The 16,111-nt window shown below is 70.4% G+C and carries 13 protein-coding genes and 1 pseudogene; 6 read left to right on the top strand and 8 right to left on the bottom strand.

Going from position 1 to position 16,111, the window contains the following annotated elements:
- Positions 1–40: 40 nt before the first annotated feature.
- A pseudogene (locus tag ABH920_RS21980) lies at positions 41–2,518 on the top strand (FTR1 family protein); the annotation flags it as partial.
- A 56-nt stretch (positions 2,519–2,574) separates the two neighbouring features.
- Positions 2,575–3,840 (top strand): iron uptake transporter deferrochelatase/peroxidase subunit, encoded by a 1,266-nt coding sequence (efeB, locus tag ABH920_RS21985; RefSeq protein WP_370350936.1) that lies wholly within the window; start codon positions 2,575–2,577, stop codon positions 3,838–3,840.
- Positions 3,841–3,858: 18 nt separating this feature from the next.
- Here the strand turns inward: efeB and ABH920_RS21990 are convergent, their stop codons facing one another.
- On the bottom strand, positions 3,859–4,932 hold the full coding sequence (locus ABH920_RS21990) for an epoxide hydrolase (RefSeq protein ID WP_370350937.1): 1,074 nt from the start codon (positions 4,930–4,932) through the stop codon (positions 3,859–3,861).
- Between the two features lie 38 nt (positions 4,933–4,970).
- Between ABH920_RS21990 and ABH920_RS21995 the strand changes: the two genes are divergently transcribed.
- The gene (locus ABH920_RS21995; RefSeq protein ID WP_370350938.1) at positions 4,971–5,537 is read left to right on the top strand and encodes a TetR family transcriptional regulator; all 567 of its coding nucleotides are present in this window, start codon (positions 4,971–4,973) and stop codon (positions 5,535–5,537) included.
- A 119-nt stretch (positions 5,538–5,656) separates the two neighbouring features.
- Here the strand turns inward: ABH920_RS21995 and ABH920_RS22000 are convergent, their stop codons facing one another.
- Positions 5,657–6,130 carry a MaoC family dehydratase gene (locus ABH920_RS22000; protein ID WP_370350939.1) on the bottom strand — a complete coding sequence of 158 codons (474 nt, stop codon included), beginning with the start codon at positions 6,128–6,130 and terminating at the stop codon, positions 5,657–5,659.
- Between the two features lie 114 nt (positions 6,131–6,244).
- Between ABH920_RS22000 and ABH920_RS22005 the strand changes: the two genes are divergently transcribed.
- Both ABH920_RS22005 and ABH920_RS22010 read left to right on the top strand, forming a co-directional pair.
- A complete protein-coding gene (locus ABH920_RS22005) occupies positions 6,245–6,685 on the top strand; it encodes a MarR family winged helix-turn-helix transcriptional regulator (protein ID WP_370350940.1) in 441 nt (146 codons plus the stop codon).
- Between the two features lie 74 nt (positions 6,686–6,759).
- Positions 6,760–7,323, top strand: a complete 564-nt coding sequence (locus ABH920_RS22010; protein ID WP_370350941.1) for an isochorismatase family cysteine hydrolase — start codon at positions 6,760–6,762, stop codon at positions 7,321–7,323.
- A gap of 12 nt (positions 7,324–7,335) precedes the next feature.
- On the opposite strand, the gene ABH920_RS22015 is transcribed toward ABH920_RS22010, so the two are convergent.
- The 6 genes from ABH920_RS22015 to asnB all read right to left on the bottom strand — a co-directional run bounded on the left by ABH920_RS22015 (position 7,336) and on the right by asnB (position 14,586).
- Entirely contained in the window at positions 7,336–8,220 is an 885-nt protein-coding gene (locus ABH920_RS22015) for an alpha/beta fold hydrolase (RefSeq protein WP_370350942.1), read from the bottom strand.
- Between the two features lie 89 nt (positions 8,221–8,309).
- Entirely contained in the window at positions 8,310–8,819 is a 510-nt protein-coding gene (locus ABH920_RS22020) for a phage tail protein (protein WP_370350943.1), read from the bottom strand.
- A gap of 96 nt (positions 8,820–8,915) precedes the next feature.
- On the bottom strand, positions 8,916–9,953 hold the full coding sequence (locus ABH920_RS22025; RefSeq protein WP_370350944.1) for a GNAT family N-acetyltransferase: 1,038 nt from the start codon (positions 9,951–9,953) through the stop codon (positions 8,916–8,918).
- Positions 9,950–10,993, bottom strand: coding sequence for a GNAT family N-acetyltransferase (locus ABH920_RS22030; protein ID WP_370350946.1), 1,044 nt, complete (start codon positions 10,991–10,993; stop codon positions 9,950–9,952). The genes ABH920_RS22025 and ABH920_RS22030 overlap by 4 nt, the downstream gene beginning before the upstream one ends.
- A 27-nt stretch (positions 10,994–11,020) precedes the next feature.
- Positions 11,021–12,607, bottom strand: a complete 1,587-nt coding sequence (locus tag ABH920_RS22035) for a beta-N-acetylhexosaminidase (protein ID WP_370350947.1) — start codon at positions 12,605–12,607, stop codon at positions 11,021–11,023.
- A gap of 137 nt (positions 12,608–12,744) precedes the next feature.
- Complete coding sequence (asnB, locus tag ABH920_RS22040; protein WP_370350948.1) at positions 12,745–14,586, bottom strand: asparagine synthase (glutamine-hydrolyzing); 1,842 nt, start codon at positions 14,584–14,586, stop codon at positions 12,745–12,747.
- A gap of 261 nt (positions 14,587–14,847) precedes the next feature.
- Between asnB and ABH920_RS22045 the strand changes: the two genes are divergently transcribed.
- Positions 14,848–15,969 (top strand): NAD(P)-binding domain-containing protein, encoded by a 1,122-nt coding sequence (locus ABH920_RS22045; protein ID WP_370350949.1) that lies wholly within the window; start codon positions 14,848–14,850, stop codon positions 15,967–15,969.
- Positions 15,970–16,111 lie beyond the last annotated feature (142 nt).

A 16,111-nucleotide genomic window follows, 5' to 3' on the forward strand; every position in this document is an offset into this window, starting at 1 on the left:
CCTTGCGCGACGATATTAGGTATGCCTTACCTTGGTTCGCATGACTTGGGCTGACGCTGCACCGAACCTGCTGATCGGGTTGCGGGAAGGACTGGAAGCGGGGCTGGTGGTCAGCATCCTGCTCGCCGCGCTCCACAAAGCCGGCGCGGGTGCCGGAGCCGGGACCGCGGCCGGATCGGAGACGACGGCCGGGTCCGAGGACGCCACCGGATCCGGGACGGCCACGGCCACCGCGACCGCAACCGCCGACGTCACCGTCGCGACCCCATCCGGAACGGCCGCCGCATCGGGCACGTCGGCAGGATCCGGCACGTCAGCAGGATCCGGCCCCGCCACCTCCGCCGCCGACGTCACCGTCGCGACCGCGTCTGGAACGGCCGCCGCATCCGGCACGTCGGCAGGATCCAGCCCGGCCACCGGCCCCGCCACCTCCACCGCGACTGCCACGCTCCCCGCCCCCGCGCCCCGACCGCGCGCGATCTCCACAGCCCCAGTCTGGCTCGGCGTCCTCGGTGCGGTGATGGTCTCCGGCGCGTTCGCCGCCGTCCTCAGCTACTCGACCTCGGTCCTGTCCTCCCGCGCGCAGCAGGGCGTCGGCGGTGTGCTCAGTGTCCTGGCCGTGGGCCTGGTCACCGGCATGGTCTTCTGGATGCGGCGCACCGCGGCGACCCTGGCCACGCAGCTACGCGGCGAGGTGCAGCGCGCGGCGATCCTCGGCGCCGGCGCGCTGACGCTCACCGCGTTCCTGGCCGTCGGCCGCGAGGGTCTGGAGACCACGCTGTTCATGTGGACGGCGGTGAAGGCCTCCGGCTCCACGGTCTCCCCGCTGATCGGCGCGGGCCTGGGACTGGCCGCCGCTATCGTGCTGTGCTGGCTGCTCTACCGCCGCGCCGTGAAGATCAACATCGGCGTGTTCTTCAACCGCACCGCCATCGCGCTCATCGTCATCGCGGCCGGCGTGCTCTGCTACGGCCTCGGCGACCTGCAGGAGGCCGGGATGCTGCCGGGCCAGCAGTGGATCGCCTTCGACCTGACCGCGCACCTCGACCCGAACTCCTGGTGGGTCTCGGTCATCACCGGCGTCACCGACCTCGCGCCGAAGCTGACCGTGCTGCAGGTGGTCGCGTGGATCGCCTACCTGGTCGTGGTCATCCCAGCGTTCGTCTACGCGGGCCGCGTCGCCTCCGCCGCCATGGCCGCCGCGAAGGCCGGGAAGGCCGAAGCCGCCGCCAGCGAGTCGGCTACGGAAGCAGCCGCCGCGCCTGCCACAGTGCGCGAGCCCCAGCCCGAGCACCAGACCCACCCCGAGCTCGAACCGGCCCGAGGCTGGGAGCGCCTGGCGGGCAAGCGTCCGTGGAGCGTGGCCGGAGTACTCATCGTGGTCCCGGCCGTCGCCGCGGGCATCACCATCGCCGCACTCCCCTCCGCCGCGGCCGCGACCACCGTCTCGGTCAAGGTCACCGGCTCGGCCTGCGCCCCCGGCTGGACCTCGGCGACGACCGGCACGCAGACCTTCGAGGTCGACAACAAGTCCAGCAAAGCCGGGGAGATCAACCTGCTCGACTCCTCCGGCTCGATCGTCGGCGAGATCGAGACCCTCGGCCCGGCCACCACCGCGGCGATGACCGCGACGCTGAGCCCCGGCTCGTACACCTTCCGCTGCCTGATGTCCGGAGGCGGCGCGATGACCTCCAGCGCCGTGCAGGTCTCCGGCCACTCCGGCCAGGACGCGCCGCTGGCGTTCAAGCCGGTGTCCCTGGACGACCTGACCGCGCCGAACAAGCAGTACCAGCAGTACGCGGCCGGCGATCTGAACACCCTGCAGACCCAGATCATCGCGCTGCGCACGGCCATCACTGCCAACAACATCCCGGCCGCGCAGAGCGCCTGGCTCGCCGCGCAGCTCACCTGGGAGCGCGTCGGCGCCTCCTACGACAGCTTCGGCGACGCCGGCGTCGCGGCGGACGGCCTGCCGGACGGGCTCCCCGACGGCGTCAACGACTCCGGCTTCACCGGCCTGCACCGCGTCGAGTACGGGCTCTACCACGGTCAGGGTTCCGCGCAGCTGCTGCCGGTGGTGAACGGCCTGGCCGACGAGATCGCCACCGTGCAGAAGAACCTCACCACGGACGACATCGCCGGCGACCCGACCCAGCTGCCGCTGCGCGCGCACGAGATCATCGAGGACGCGATCCGCGACCACCTGTCAGGGATCGACGACGAAGGCGCGGGCGCCGCGTACGCGATGACGTACGCGGACACCGACGTGGACAAGGTCGTGCTCGGCGAGCTCGGATCGCTGATCGACGCCCGCTCCCCCGGCCTGGTGGCGAAGGCCGACGCCCAGCTGGCCACCCTCGACCAGGCGCTGGACGCGGCGAAGGTGAACGGCGCGTGGCAGCCGTTGAGCGCGACGCCGCTGGCCGCGAAGCAGAAGGTGGACGCCGCGACCGGCGCGCTGCTGGAAACCCTTTCCTCCGTGCCCGACCTGCTCGAGGTCCCGCCGTCCCAGCAGTGAGCGCTCCCCAGCCTGCATCCGCGTCCCAGACCACCGCACACCGAAGGCTTCCAGACATGAGCAAGAACGACAGCGCTTCGACGACACCGGCCGACGTCAGCCGTCGGAAGTTCCTGTGGGGCACCGCGGCCGGCGCCGCCGGGACCGCCGTGACCGGCAGCGTCCTGATCGGCGGCGCCCGCGCGGACGCCGACGCCTCGGACACCGGGCACGTCACGACCGCCGACTCCTACCCCTTCCACGGCGCGCACCAGTCGGGGATCCTCACCCCGACCCCGGGCGCGAAGCAGCCCTTCTCCTGCTTCGCCGCCTTCGACTCCACCGCCGCGTCCAAGGCTGACCTGACAGCGCTGATGAAGACGCTGACCGAGCGGGCCCGTTTCCTCACCGCGGGCGGTGCCCCGGCGAACCTGGGCATCAGCCAGCCGCCCTCGGACAGCGACGTGCTCGGCCCGGACGTCCCGGCCGACGGCCTGACGTTCACCGTCGGCCTCGGCGCGAGCCTGTTCGACGACCGCTACGGCCTGGCCGCGCACAAGCCGGCCAAGCTCAAGCCGATGACGATCTTCCCGAACGACTCACCGGACCCGGCGTGGATGCACGGCGACCTGTCGCTGCAGCTGTGCGCGAACCACCCGGACATTATCCACCACGCCATCCGCGACATCGCCAAGCACACCCGCGGTGCGATGCAGCTGCGCTGGAAGATCGAGGGCTACAACTCCCCGCCGCGCCCCTCCGGCACCCCGCGCAACCTGCTGGGCTTCAAGGACGGCACCGCCAACCCGACCGGCGGCCTGGCCTCGGACCTGGTCTGGTCGGGCGCCGGCGAGCCGGCCTGGGCCCAGGGCGGCACGTACCAGGTCATCCGGCTGATCAGGATGCTGGTGGAGTTCTGGGACCGGGTGTCCATCAACGAGCAGGAGACCATGTTCGGCCGCCGCCGGGACTCCGGCGCGCCGCTGGACGGCAACAACGAGAACGACGCGCCGAACTACGCGGCCGACCCCAACGGCAACGTCATACCGCTGACCTCGCACATCCGGCTGGCCAACCCGCGCGACGCGAAGACCGCGGACCAGCGGCTGATCCGGCGCTCGTACAACTACGACCTCGGGCTGGACCAGAATGGCGACATCCAGGCCGGGCACATCTTCGTGGCGTACAACCAGGATCTGGAGCGGCAGTTCGAGACGGTGCAGAAGCGGTTGGTCGGCGAGCCGCTGATCGACTACGTGCAGCCGTTCGGCGGCGGGTACTTCTACGCGCTGCCGGGGGTTGCGGACGACCAGGACTGGTTCGCCAGCAAGCTGCTCGCTTGATCCTGTCCAGTAGCCGCCTCAAATGCCCAGCTCCACCGCCCGACGCAGGTCCCTGACATACGCCTCGGGCTGCTCCCAGGCCGCGAAGTGGCCGCCGGCGGGGTGTTCCACGTACTCGCGCACGTTCAGGAACACCTCGGCGTAGCTTCGCGGCTCGGGCTTGATGTCGTGGGCGAAGACCGAGAGCACAGTAGGCGTCTCGATGCGGCCCGGCGGCAGCGTAGTCGGTTCGGTGTAGGCGGCGAAGGAGGTGCCGATAGTGCCGGTCTCCCAGTAGGCGCTGATCCAGGTGAGCAATTCGTCGATGGTGAAGGCCGGCGCGTCGGCCGTGTCGGACGCATCAGACCAGGCATCCAGCTTCTCGACGAGCCACGCGGCCAGGCCGGCCGGTGAGTCGCCGAGTGCGACGGCGAGCGTGTTCGGACGCGTGGACTGCTCGGCGATGTAGCCGCCCTCGCTGCGGAACCACTGCGCGGCGCGGGCCAGGTAGGCGGCCGCGTCGGGAGCGAGCTTCGCGGGATCGGCGGTGAGTGCGCGCTGCGGGGCGACGTTGGTGAGGTGCAGGGATGCGACGCTGTCGGGGTGTTCGGCCGCGATGATCTCGGCGACGGCACCGCCGATGTCGCCGCCGGAGAGGGTGTAGCGGGAGTAGCCGAAGCTGGAAAGGGCCTGCGCGACGATGTCGGCCATGCGCGCCGCCGACATACCGGGCTCGGTGAGCGGCGCGGCGAAGGGGAAGCCGGGGAGCGCGGGGATGACCACATGCATGTCGGTCAGCAGCGGCAGGACGCGCTCGAAGCGCAGGACCGAGTCTGGCCAACCGTGCAGGAGGACCACGACTGGTGCCTCCGTCTCAGTCTCCGTCTCAGCAGCACGCCGGTGGATCACTCGCAGGTCGATGCCGCCGGCGTGGACGGTGGTCCAGGGAAGCTCCGCGATGCGCCGCTCGTGCACGGCCCACTCGTAGCCGTCGGACCAGCGCTCCAGCAGCTCATCCAGCCGGCCGGCGGTGACGCCGCGGGTCTTGTCGTCGTTCCAAGGCGTGGTCACGCGCCGGGTGCCGTGGATCCGGGCGCGCAGTTCGGTGCTCATGTGTACGAGCATACACACCCTTGTGTATGCTCGTACACATGACTTCCCGCGACGCCGCCGCCACCAAGCAGCGGATTCTGGAGCAGGCCCGGCGGCAGTTCGCGCAGCACGGATTCACGGCGGTCACGGTCAAGGGCGTGGCCGACGCGGCCGGCGTCTCGCCGAACCTGATCACGCGCTACTTCGGCGGCAAGGACGGCCTGTTCCTGGCCGCGACGCAGGTGACGATCCCGGTCGCGAACTCCTTCGACGGCGACCGCTCCGCCCTCGGCGCGCGCCTGGCCGCGAGCATCGTGCAGCGCTGGTTCGGCGCCCCCGGCGAGGACCCGCTGCTGGTGCTGCAACGCGCGTCGGGCGAGCGCCCGGAGGCGGCCGAGGCGCTGGCGGCCTTCCTGGACGCGAACTCGCTGGAGCCGCTGTACGCCTACCTGCGCGACAGCGGCCTGGACGAGGAGGAGGCACGGAACCGGGCCGCGGCGATCGACGCGTTCGTGCTCGGCGTCTCGACGCGCCGCCGGGTGCTGCGCTCGGAGCTCGCGGAGGCGGGGCCGGAGGCGCTGGAAGCGTGGCTGGGCCGGACCATCCAGCGGCTCGCCGACGGGTGACGCAGGCCGGGAACTTAGCGTCCTGAGCTGTCGCTGGTCGCCGGTCGCTGATCGCAGGTCGCCGGTCGCCGGTCGCTGAACCCGGTCGCGCCAGCCGCCTCGCCCCGCCGCGTTCGGCTCTACTCGACGATCCGCGCCAGCGCCTCGGCGACCGCGACCGGCTTCTCCACACCCTCGGCCTCGAACACCTGCAGGCTCCGCACCTGGATCCCGCCCGGAACCCGGTCGGCCGCCTGCAACGTCATCCGCATCCGCACCCGTGTCCCGGACGGCAGCGGCGCCGGGAAGCGCACCTTGTCGTAGCCGTAGTTCAGGCCGTGCGCGAAGCCCTCGAAGGACAGCAGCCGGTAGGAGAACGCCGGTCCCAGCGCGAGCGAGAACAGCCCGTGCGCGATGGTCGTGCCCAGCGGACTGGCCGCGGCCCGCACCGGATCGACGTGGATCCACTGGTCGTCGCCGGTCGCGGCGGCGAAGGCGTCGATGCGCTCCTGCGAGACCAGGTACCAGTCGGTGGGCCCGATCTCCTTGCCGATGAGCTCCTGCAGGTCCTCGAACGAGCTCGGGCGGACGGGCAGCTCGGTGGTGTCAGTCATGAGGCGAGCGTACTTGAGTCTGACGTCAAGTTCATCAGGGGATCGAGCGCGGACCCCGCCTGCTGATACACAGCCAACTGTGCAGTTAGCTGTGTATCTGGTAGCGTCGCGGTCATGGAAGAAGCCGATCCGGCGCGCGCCGCCGAGGTCGCCCGCGACCTGCGGGTGACGTTGGGGCAGCTGCTGCGGCGGCTGCGGGCGCAGTCGGAGGGCGGCGACCTGACCAAGTCGCAGTCCTCGGCGCTCGGGCGGTTGGAGCGCGACGGGCCGACCACGGCGACGGAGCTGGCCCGCGCCGAGGGCATCCGGCAGCAGTCGATGGCGGCGATCGTGGCCGCACTGGTGGACGCCGGGCTCGTGGCCGGCGCGCCCGATCCGGCCGACGGCCGCAAGACGATCCTGGGCCTGACCGAGGAGGCCCGCGAGCGGTACCGCAGCGGGCGGCTGGCCAAGGAGGACTGGCTCACCACGGCGATCACCGCCACCCTCGACCCGGCCGAGCTGGAGCAGCTCGCCGCGAGCATCGAGCTGCTCCGGCGGCTGGCCGGGTCCTGATTCACGACCTCTGAACCGGTACCTGAACCTGCGCCCGAGCTTGTGCCTGAACCGGTGCCCGAAAGGAAAACACCATGTTCTCCACCCTCGACCCGACCACCGCGCTGGTGGTGATCGACCTGCAGAAGGGCCTCACCGGCCTGGACCTGACGCACCCGATCTCGGACGTCATCTCCCGCAGCGCCGCGCTGGCCGCCGCGTTCCGCAAGCACGGCCTGCCGGTCGTCCTGGTCAACGTCGCCGGCTCGCCGCCCGGACGCACCGAGTCCACCTCCGGCGCACCGCGCACGTTCACCGAGGACTGGACCGAACTGGTCCCCGAGCTCGACCGCCGACCCGAGGACCACGTCGTCACCAAGTACGCGCGCAGCGCCTTCGCCGGCACCGGCCTGGCCGAGCTCCTGCTGGGACTCGGCGTCACGCAGGTCGTGGTGACCGGCATCTCCACCAGCGGCGGCGTGGAGTCCACGGCCCGCAGCGCGCACGAGGAGGGCTTCCACGTCAGCCTGCCGATCGACGCGATGACCGACCGGACGCCGGAGTCGCACGAGTACAGCGTCAAGAAGATCTTCCCGAGGATCGCCGAGACCGGGACCACCGAGGAGCTGATCAGGCTGCTGGACAGCACGCGGCCCTGACCGGCCGCACGATCACCGCGACAGAAAGCTCAGAATCGCCTCTGTCGCCGCCTGCGGCTGATCCTGCACCAGGAAGTGCTTCGCATCGGCGATGGTCTGCCGCTCCACGTGCTCGGCGACCTGCGTGATCGAGGCATGGGAGAGGTCGCCGAACCCCTTCTCGGCCGCGAGGGAGAGCACCGGGAGGGCAAGCGGTTGCCCGGCGAGCTTCTCGCGATTGACTTTCGCGTCGTCGAACAGCGTCCGGTAGTACTTGAAACTCGCCGCGAGACCACCCGCCTCGTAGCTGCGCGCGTATTCGTCGATGTCGGCCGGTGTCAGCGCGTCGGGGTGCAGCGTGCCGCGCCGGTAGAAGTACTCGACGAAGGCTCGCTCTCGGCCGGCGACCAGCAGCTCGCTGATGCCTTCCGCCATGTTGAACCCCACGTGCCAACTGCCGCCGTGCGCCACGTCCATCGACGCTTCGAGTCCGAAGCCCGGAACCGCGCTCTCGATGAAGGTGAAGTCGCGCACATCCGCCGGAAAGCTCGCCGCATAGGCAAAGCCCACGGGGCCGCCCATGTCCTGGGCGACGAGGTGGACGCGGCCGAACCCCAGCGATCGCATCAGCTCGTGCAGGTCGGTGGCGACCGTCACCTTGTCGTACCCGCCGACGGGACGCTCCGAATCGCCGTAGCCGCGCATGTCAGGCGCGACCACGGTGAACCGGCCCGCCAGCACCGGAATGACCTTGCGCCACGCGTACCAGGTCTCGGGCCAGCCGTGCAGGAGGAGCACCGGATCGCCGCTGCCGGCGATCACGTAGTGGAGCCGCACGCCGTTGACCGTCGCAAAGCGCGACGCCGCTCCATCCGGTAGCGGCGCGCGCGTCCCGGGCCCGCCGCTACCGGGCTGCACGAGTGCTCCCGGACGGCATCACCATCATGTCGAAAATCATCGTCGCCGAGCATAGTCGGCCGAAGACGGCTGTGCCGTGCGCTCAGGCGCTAAGGCTTCCCGAGCGAGATGACCTCGCACGCGATGTCCACCGTCTCCACGACCACGCCGTTCCCGGCCCCGGCACCCGCGATGGCGATCTTCGCGCACCAGGCGCTCGCCAGGTTCCAGGAGGTGACCGGCGGCTTGCCGGCCGCGTAGTCGGCAGCGGTGTACGCCCCGATGACGACGTCCTGCCGAGCGCTCGGGGACCCTTCCAGCGCGAGCTGGTGCCACCGCCACAGCGTGCCGTCCCCGTCCAAGCCGCGCTTGAGCGTCACCACCGGGGGCAGCGTCGGCCCCATCTCCTGCTTCGTGTGCGTGCCGCCGGGCCCCGGGGCGGGCGCCGGCGCACCGGTCGTCGCCGCGGGCTGCACGACCTCGATCTCGCTGACGATGCCGACGATCTCCTGGAACGCGATCTTCGCCGAGCCGCCCGGCAGCGCGGGAATCGTGAGCACGAACACGGACACGTCCGGAGCCGGAGCTTGGGCGCCGGCTCCCCCGGGCTGAACCGTCATGGTCCTCATACCCCCTGCCTCGGGCCCGCTCGCCGGGCACCGGGAGTCAGAGTACTGCGACCATGACGCGGGCGACGAGGCCTGCGGCGTTTCCCCTTAGTCGGCGTCCTGGGCGTCCTGGGCGTCCAAACGCTTGACGAGCTCGGCCGCGTCCAGTTCGACGTCGGCCATCACCGCCTTGGTCACGTACCCCAGAGTGTGGTTGACGCGGATCATGTGGGTGTTGTCGGCGGCGTTGGAGGAGAACACGGTCCCGATCCCCGGATGCTCCGCGGTCAGCCAGCGCATCATCGCGCCCTTGACGGCCAGCCCCAGGCCGTGGCCCCGGAACTCGGCCGCGACGGCGGTGTCGAGCTGGAAGGCGGCGTCGGTCCGGGTCGCCACCAGTTCGAGCTCGGTGAAGCCCGCGACCCGGCCGTCGGCTTCGTGGACGGCCGCGATCACGTGAACCTCGGAGCGCCGGGCCAGCATGTCCGCCTCTTCGGCGCGGACCCGTTCCGGCGTCCATTCCGGGAACGCGAGCGTCGAATCCCCCTGCGGTGCGTCCTGGATGGCGGTGCGAGCGCGCGCGTACTCCGCCAGCAGCGCCTCGGGCACGGCGCCGGTCCAGTGCTCCAGACGGAAACCGTCGGCGACGGGACGCTCCCACAATGCCGGGTCGACGTCGGCGATCGTCAGAACCTGACGTGCGTTCGCCTGAGTACGCACGAAGCCCAGCTCCCGGGCCCACAACTCGCCGGCGGCGTCGGCTTTGAGGCCGTAGCCGATGACGACGGTGCGTCCGTCGATGCGCAAGTCCGGCAGCATCGCCCGCAGAAGAGCGGTTCCTATGCCCCGTCGACGCCGGTCCGGCCGAACGGCGACTCCGGTGATCGTCCCGTGCCGGTTCTCATGCTCCGGATACGTCGCCGACCCCGTGGCGACGATGTGGCCGTCCTCCCGCGCCACCCAGCGCCGGACCGGGCCCCAGAAGCCCGCGGGCCTGCGGGCCATCTGTGCATACTGGTCGAGCGTCGGCCTCGGTTCGCCGGGATAGTCGTCGTTCGCGACGGTCATCGTCACGTCGTAGCTCTCGGCCAGATCGGTGTCCGTGGCGGACGCGTAGTCGAACAGGCTGATCTCGACCGATGTCATCGGGCCTCCAACCGCTTGGCGAGTTCGTCCGCGCCGACTTCGACGTGCGCCACCACCGCCGTGGTGACGAAGCCGAGCGCGTGGTTGATGCGGATCATGTAGGTGTTGTCGTCGGCCGTGTGCGTCCAGACCTGTTCGATCGCGGGCCGGTCGGCGGTCAGCCAGCGCAGCATGGCACCCTTGACGGCCAGGCCGAGGCCGCGTCCCCGGAAGTCGGCGGCGACGACGGTGTCCCGTTGGGCGGCCTCGCCGGGCTGGCTGGCCCACAGTTCGACCTCGGTCACGGCCGCCACCCGGCCGCTTGCCTCGTGCACAGCCACCGCGACGCGGTTCTCGATGTCCCGGGCCCGATAGTCCGCTTCGTGTTCGCGGACACGCTCAGGCGTCCAGTCCTTGAACCCCGCCGCCGACTCACCGCGCGGGGCATCGAGCATGGCGGTGCGAGCGCGCGCGTATTCCTCAAGCAACGCCTCGGGCGCCGCGCCCGTCCAGCGCTCCAACCGGAAGCCCTCGGCGACGGGACGCTCCCACAGCGCCGGGTCCACATCGGCGATCGTCAAGAACTGGCGGACGTAAGCTTCGGTGCGTACGAAACCGAGCTCCAGGGCCCACAACTCGCCGGAGGCGTCAGCCTTGACGCCGTTCCCCATGACGACGGTGCGGCCGTCGGCGAGCGCCGCCGGGAGCACCGCCCGCAGCAGGGCCGTGCCGAGGCCCTGGCGGCGCCGCCCCGGTGGGACGATGACCCGCACGATCGTCAGGTGGCGGTTCTCGTTCTCCGGCAGGCTCACCGAGGCCGCGGCGATGATGTGGCCGGCCTCCCGCGCCACCCAGCGGCTCATCGGCCCCAACGCCGTCCGGGGCCGACGGATCAGCGCGACGTACTCCTCCAGCGGCGGCAGAAGCTGCCCGGGATGGTCCTCCGTCATGACCGCCGACATCACCGCGTAGCTCTCGGCCAATTCGGTGTCGGAGGCGGACGACGGATCGAACGGGCCGATCTCCGTCGACATCAGGGCACTGTTTTTGTCTCGGGACATTCCAGCGATGCTAGAGCATCACGCCCGTCAAGATCCGGTCGGCCACTTGACCTGCGTCGACTTGTAGTAGTCGATGCCCATGGCGTGCCAGCGCGGCCCCTGTGCGCCGAGCCGCGCGTCGAAGGCCGACTGGTTGTGCGTCGACTCCGGCGACCAGCCGAGCTCCATCAGCGCGGGCAGCCGCGGGAAGGCCATGTAGTCGATGTTCGCCGAGGTGACGAGGGTCTCCGACCACAGCGGCGCCTCCACGCCGGCGATCGCCGAGGAGCTGATGCCCGTCAGGTAGTTCCCGGGGTCCCAGCCGTAGGCCTTGTTCACGTCGACGTAGCCGGCCCAGTTCTGGCCCAGCGGCGTCTTGCTGGTGTACTTCATGTCCAGGTAGGCGTGATTGGCCGGGGACATGATGATCTTCGTGCCGGTGGCGGCCGCGGCGGCCAGCGCGCTGTTGGAGTTGTTCGTGTCCCAGAACTGCGCGACCGTGGACGGCGCCAGCGTGGCGGCGGCGATGTTGTGCCAGCCCATCACGGCCTTGCCGTGGTTGGCGACGATCTGCTGCACCTGGTTGATGAAGGACACGTAGTCGCTCTGCGTCGTGGAGCTGGCCTCGTCGCCGCCGATGTGGATGTACGGGCCCGGGGTCAGGGCCGCGATCTCGCCGATGACCTGGTCCAGGAAGGTGTAGGTCAGCGGCAGCGAGGTGCACAGCGAGCTGAAGCCGACGTCGGTGCCGGTGTAGAGCGGCGGCGCGACGCCGTTGCAGTTCAGCGAGGCGTACGAGGCGAGCGCCGCGTTGGTGTGGCCCGGCGTGTCGATCTCCGGGACGACCGTCATGTAGCGCGAGGCCGCGTAGTTGACGATCGCCGTGTAGTCGGCCTGCGTGTAGTACCCGCCGGCGCCGCCGCCGACCTCGGTCGAGCCGCCGTAGGTCGCCAGGTTCGGCCAGGAGTTGATCGCGATGCGCCAGCCCTGGTCGTCCGACAGGTGCAGATGCAGGTAGTTCACCTTGTACAGCGCCAGCTCGTCGATGTAGTGCTCGACCTGCGCGACGGTGAAGAAGTGTCGCGCCACGTCCAGCATCGCGCCGCGGTGCTCGTAGCGCGGGTAGTCGACGATCGTGCCGCCGGTCGCCTTCCACGCCACCGAGGTCACGGCGGTCGGGCTCATCACCTTGGCCGGCAGCAGCTGCAGGAAGGTCTGCACGCCGTGGAACAGGCCGGACGCTGTGTTCGCCTGGATCCGCACCGAGGACGCGGTGATCGTGAGCTGATATCCCTCGGCCCCGACCGTCGCGGGCGCGCCGGACAGCGACAGCGCGACCGTGCCGGGCGTCGTGGCGCCGACGGTCAGCGGCAGCGCGTATCCGGTCGAGGTACGCAGGATCCCGGCGAGGTAGCCGCCGACTCCTGCGTCGTCGGCGGTCAGCGTCGCGGCCGAGCCGAGCGTGAACGTCGACCCGTTCGCCGACTCCGACACCGGAACCGGCACCACGACGTTGGGGAACGAGGCGGCGGCCGCCGGGGACGAGGCCCCGGCGGCGCCGAACACTGTCATACCGAGCGCGACGACGGCGGCGAGCAGAGCCAGCCGTGTTCGGCGGAACATCAGGACTCTCATGCGGCCACCAAAAGTAAAGTTGCTTAACTCGCCTCCGTCGTCCGTGACCGTACTGCGGGTCGGGCACGGGGTCAACGCTCTGTCAGGCCCGATCTACCGTGGGCGACCGGTCGCCGTGCTCAGGACCAGGAACGCGATCAGGACCAGGAAACCGTCGGCTGGTACATCTCCAGCCACAGCGCGATGTCCAGCGTCCGCTCCAGCCCCCGGCGCGAGGCCTGCATGATCCCCGCCCCGGTGTCGTCGACGAGCCGGCGCACCGTGGCCGGGTCGACGAAGTCGAAGACCGCGTGCGAGGGCTGGGACAGCAGGTCGGCGACGCGCGAGCGCAGCGCGATGACGTAGCGCGGGTCCTGCGTGGACGGGTAGGGGCTCTTGACCCGGTCGTACACCGAGCGTGGCAGCACGTCGGCGGCCGCCTCGCGCAGCAGCGACTTCTCGCGGCCGTCGAACGACTTGATGGCCCAGGGTGCGTTGTAGACGTACTCCACCAGGCGGTGGTCGCAGAACGGCACGCGCACCTCCAGACCGACGGCCATGCTGAGCCGGTCCTTGCGGTCGAGCAGGAAGCGCACGAACCGCGTCAGGTACAGGTGGCAGACCCGCCGCATCCGGTACTCGAAATCGCTTTCGCCGGGCAGCCGCTCGATCGTCGAGACGGCCGTGTCGTAGCACTCCTGCACATAGTTCTGCAGATCCATGGCCTGACGCAGCTCAGGACGCAGCAACCCCATGTCGTCGCCGAAGTTCTCGGTGTACTTCACCAGCCACGGGAACGTCCCGCCGCGCCGGGCGTCCTCGTTGAAGAAGTCCTGGTACCCGCCGAACACCTCGTCGGCGGACTCCCCGGACAGCGCGACCGTCGAATGGTCGCGGATCTCCTTGAACAGCAGGTACAGCGAGGTGTCCATGTCGCCGAGGCCGGCGGGCATGTCGCGGGCCCGGATCACGGTGCGCCGCGCGTCCAGATCGGTCAGCGACTCGGCGTCCAGCACGATGTCCTGGTGGACCGTGTTCGAGTGCTCGGCGACCGCGTGTACGAACGGCGTGTCCGGATCGGCGCGGATCGGGTCCGGGACGAAGTTCTTGGCCTGGCCGACGAAGTCGACGGCGAAGCTGCGGATCTTCTCGCCGGTCACGGCCAGCTGCTGCGCGGACAGCGCGGTGAGCGTCGAGGAGTCCAGGCCGCCGGAGAGCAGCACGCAGCGCGGGACGTCGGCGACGAGCTGCCGGCGCACGATGTCGTCCAGCAGCTCCCTGACATGCGCGACGCTCTCCTCGCGGGAGTCGTCGTGCTGCTGGGTCGCCAGCGTCCAGTACACGTCGGTGCGGATGCCCTCGGGCCCGATCGTGACCACGGTGCCCGGCTCGACCTCGCGCATGCCGGACCAGAACGCGTGCCCCGGCGTCTTGACCATGACGAACAGCTCGCGCAGGCCCTCCAGCCCGACGGTCGGCTCGGCCAGCGGATTGGCCAGGATCGCCTTGGGCTCGGAGCCGAACAGGACGCCGTCGGGGGTCGGCGAGTAATACAGGGGCTTGATTCCCATGCGGTCGCGGATCAGGCGCAGCTTGCGGTCGCGGCCGTCCCAGATCGCGAAGGCGTACATGCCGTTGAGGCGTTCGGCGACGGCCGAGCCCCACTCGAGGTAGCCGCGCAGCACGACCTCGGTGTCCGAGTCGGTGGTGAAGCGGTGCCCGCGCGAGGTCAGTTCTGCGCGCAGCTCGGTGAAGTTGTACGTTTCGCCGGAGTAAACAATCACCACGCTCTGCCCGCCGGCCTCCGCGGTCATCGGCTGCCGGCCGCCGGGCAGGTCGATGATGGCCAGACGGCGGTGTCCGAGCGCGGCCGGGCCGTCGATCCAGGTCCCGCGGTCGTCAGGGCCGCGGCATTCCATGGTGGCGGTCATCGCGTCCAGGGTGGGCGCGTCGTTGCGCAGGTCGCGTTCGTAGGAGATCCAGCCGGTGATGCCACACATGTGTTTCTTCCTTTCGACCGGTGACCCTTAGATATTTACCCTTGCTAACTATCTCCGCCACCGGTGCGGGGTGGGATCGGCGGACCTTTGGCCGGAAGACGTTACGGCGCGGTTACAGCCTTTATATTCGGACATCGACGCATGGCTCGGGCGACCACGGATTTCACCAGCTTGGTCACGGTGTGTATACATGGCCTGATTTGCTTCTGGGGTACCCAGTGGGAGGTGTTGACGACGGCAGGCCGGAAGGAATGCGGCGGCTTGATTGTTCAACCCACCGTGAACGAGGACACGCGGACGACGGACGTCGTGGTGATCGGTGCCGGGCAGGCGGGCTTGTCGAGTGCCTACTTCCTGCGCAGAGCCGGTTTCGAGCCCGACGCCGGCTCCGTGGTCCTGGACGGCGACCGGGCACCCGGCGGCGCGTGGCAGCACCGGTGGCCCTCGCTGCGGATGGAGACCGTCAACGGCATCTTCGACCTGCCCGGGATGGCTTTCGAGCCGCCGTCGCCGCAGGAGCAGGCATCGGTCGCGGTCCCCCGGTACTTCGCCGAGTACGAGGACCACTTCCAGCTCGCCGTGCACCGGCCGGTCGCGGTGCGGGCGGTGCGCTACGGGCCCGATGAGCGGCTGCTGGTCGAGACCGACTCCGCGACGTGGGCCGCGCGCACCGTGATCAACGCCACCGGCACGTGGAACAAGCCGTTCTGGCCGTACTACCCGGGCCGGGAGACGTTCCGGGGGCAGCAGTTGCACGCCGCGGCCTACCCCGGGCCGCGGGAGTTCGCCGGCCGGCGCGTGGTCGTGGTCGGCGGCGGGATCACCGCGATCCAGCTGCTCGCCGAGCTCGCCGCGGCCGGCGCCGCGACGACCTGGGTGACGCGCCGGGAGCCGGCGTTCCGCGACGAGCCGTTCACGCGGGAGTACGGTCGTGAGGTGGTCGCGATGGTGGAGCGCAGGGTGCGCGCCGGGCTGGTGCCGGAGAGCGTGGTCAGCGTCACCGGGCTTCCGGTCACCGACGCGATCCGCGAGGCGCAGCGCTCCGGGGTGCTCCGGCGGCTGCCGATGTTCGACCGGATCACGCCCGAGGGCGTCGCCTGGGACACTCCGACCGACGGTGCGCCGAGCTCCGTCGAGGCGGACGTGATCCTGTGGTGCACCGGCTGGCGCGCGGCGCTGGACCACTTGGCGCCGCTGCGTCTGCGCGCCCCGGGCGGCGGCATCGCGATGGACGGCACGCGCGTCGTGCTCGAACCGCGGCTGCATCTGGTGGGCTACGGTCCGTCAGCCAGCACTGTCGGCGCCAACCGCGCCGGCCGCGAGGCGGTGCGCGACATCCGGCGGCTTTTGTCGGGGCGGGGCGTCGAAGCGCTCGCCGCTTAGCGTGTTCGGACGTTTCCGTCCGGTAACCGACGGCCGTCAGCGCCGGGAGAATCAGGGTCCTGACATGCAGGCACGACCGCACCCGGCAACTTCGAAATAAATTGCGAATAATAGTCACCAGAAAATCACCGAACACGCGGCC

The sequence above is a fragment of the Catenulispora sp. EB89 genome (assembly GCF_041261445.1).
In the GTDB taxonomy this organism is placed as follows: domain Bacteria; phylum Actinomycetota; class Actinomycetes; order Streptomycetales; family Catenulisporaceae; genus Catenulispora.

Excerpts from the sequence above, each read along its gene's own strand:
- efeB (WP_370350936.1), top strand. The coding sequence starts at position 2,575 with ATGAGCAAGAACGACAGCGCTTCGACGACACCGGCCGACGTCAGCCGT.
- ABH920_RS21990 (WP_370350937.1), bottom strand. The coding sequence starts at position 4,932 with ATGAGCACCGAACTGCGCGCCCGGATCCACGGCACCCGGCGCGTGACC.
- ABH920_RS21995 (WP_370350938.1), top strand. The coding sequence starts at position 4,971 with ATGACTTCCCGCGACGCCGCCGCCACCAAGCAGCGGATTCTGGAGCAG.
- ABH920_RS22000 (WP_370350939.1), bottom strand. The coding sequence starts at position 6,130 with ATGACTGACACCACCGAGCTGCCCGTCCGCCCGAGCTCGTTCGAGGAC.
- ABH920_RS22005 (WP_370350940.1), top strand. The coding sequence starts at position 6,245 with ATGGAAGAAGCCGATCCGGCGCGCGCCGCCGAGGTCGCCCGCGACCTG.
- ABH920_RS22010 (WP_370350941.1), top strand. The coding sequence starts at position 6,760 with ATGTTCTCCACCCTCGACCCGACCACCGCGCTGGTGGTGATCGACCTG.
- ABH920_RS22020 (WP_370350943.1), bottom strand. The coding sequence starts at position 8,819 with ATGACGGTTCAGCCCGGGGGAGCCGGCGCCCAAGCTCCGGCTCCGGAC.
- ABH920_RS22025 (WP_370350944.1), bottom strand. The coding sequence starts at position 9,953 with ATGACATCGGTCGAGATCAGCCTGTTCGACTACGCGTCCGCCACGGAC.
- ABH920_RS22030 (WP_370350946.1), bottom strand. The coding sequence starts at position 10,993 with ATGTCCCGAGACAAAAACAGTGCCCTGATGTCGACGGAGATCGGCCCG.
- ABH920_RS22035 (WP_370350947.1), bottom strand. The coding sequence starts at position 12,607 with ATGAGAGTCCTGATGTTCCGCCGAACACGGCTGGCTCTGCTCGCCGCC.
- asnB (WP_370350948.1), bottom strand. The coding sequence starts at position 14,586 with ATGTGTGGCATCACCGGCTGGATCTCCTACGAACGCGACCTGCGCAAC.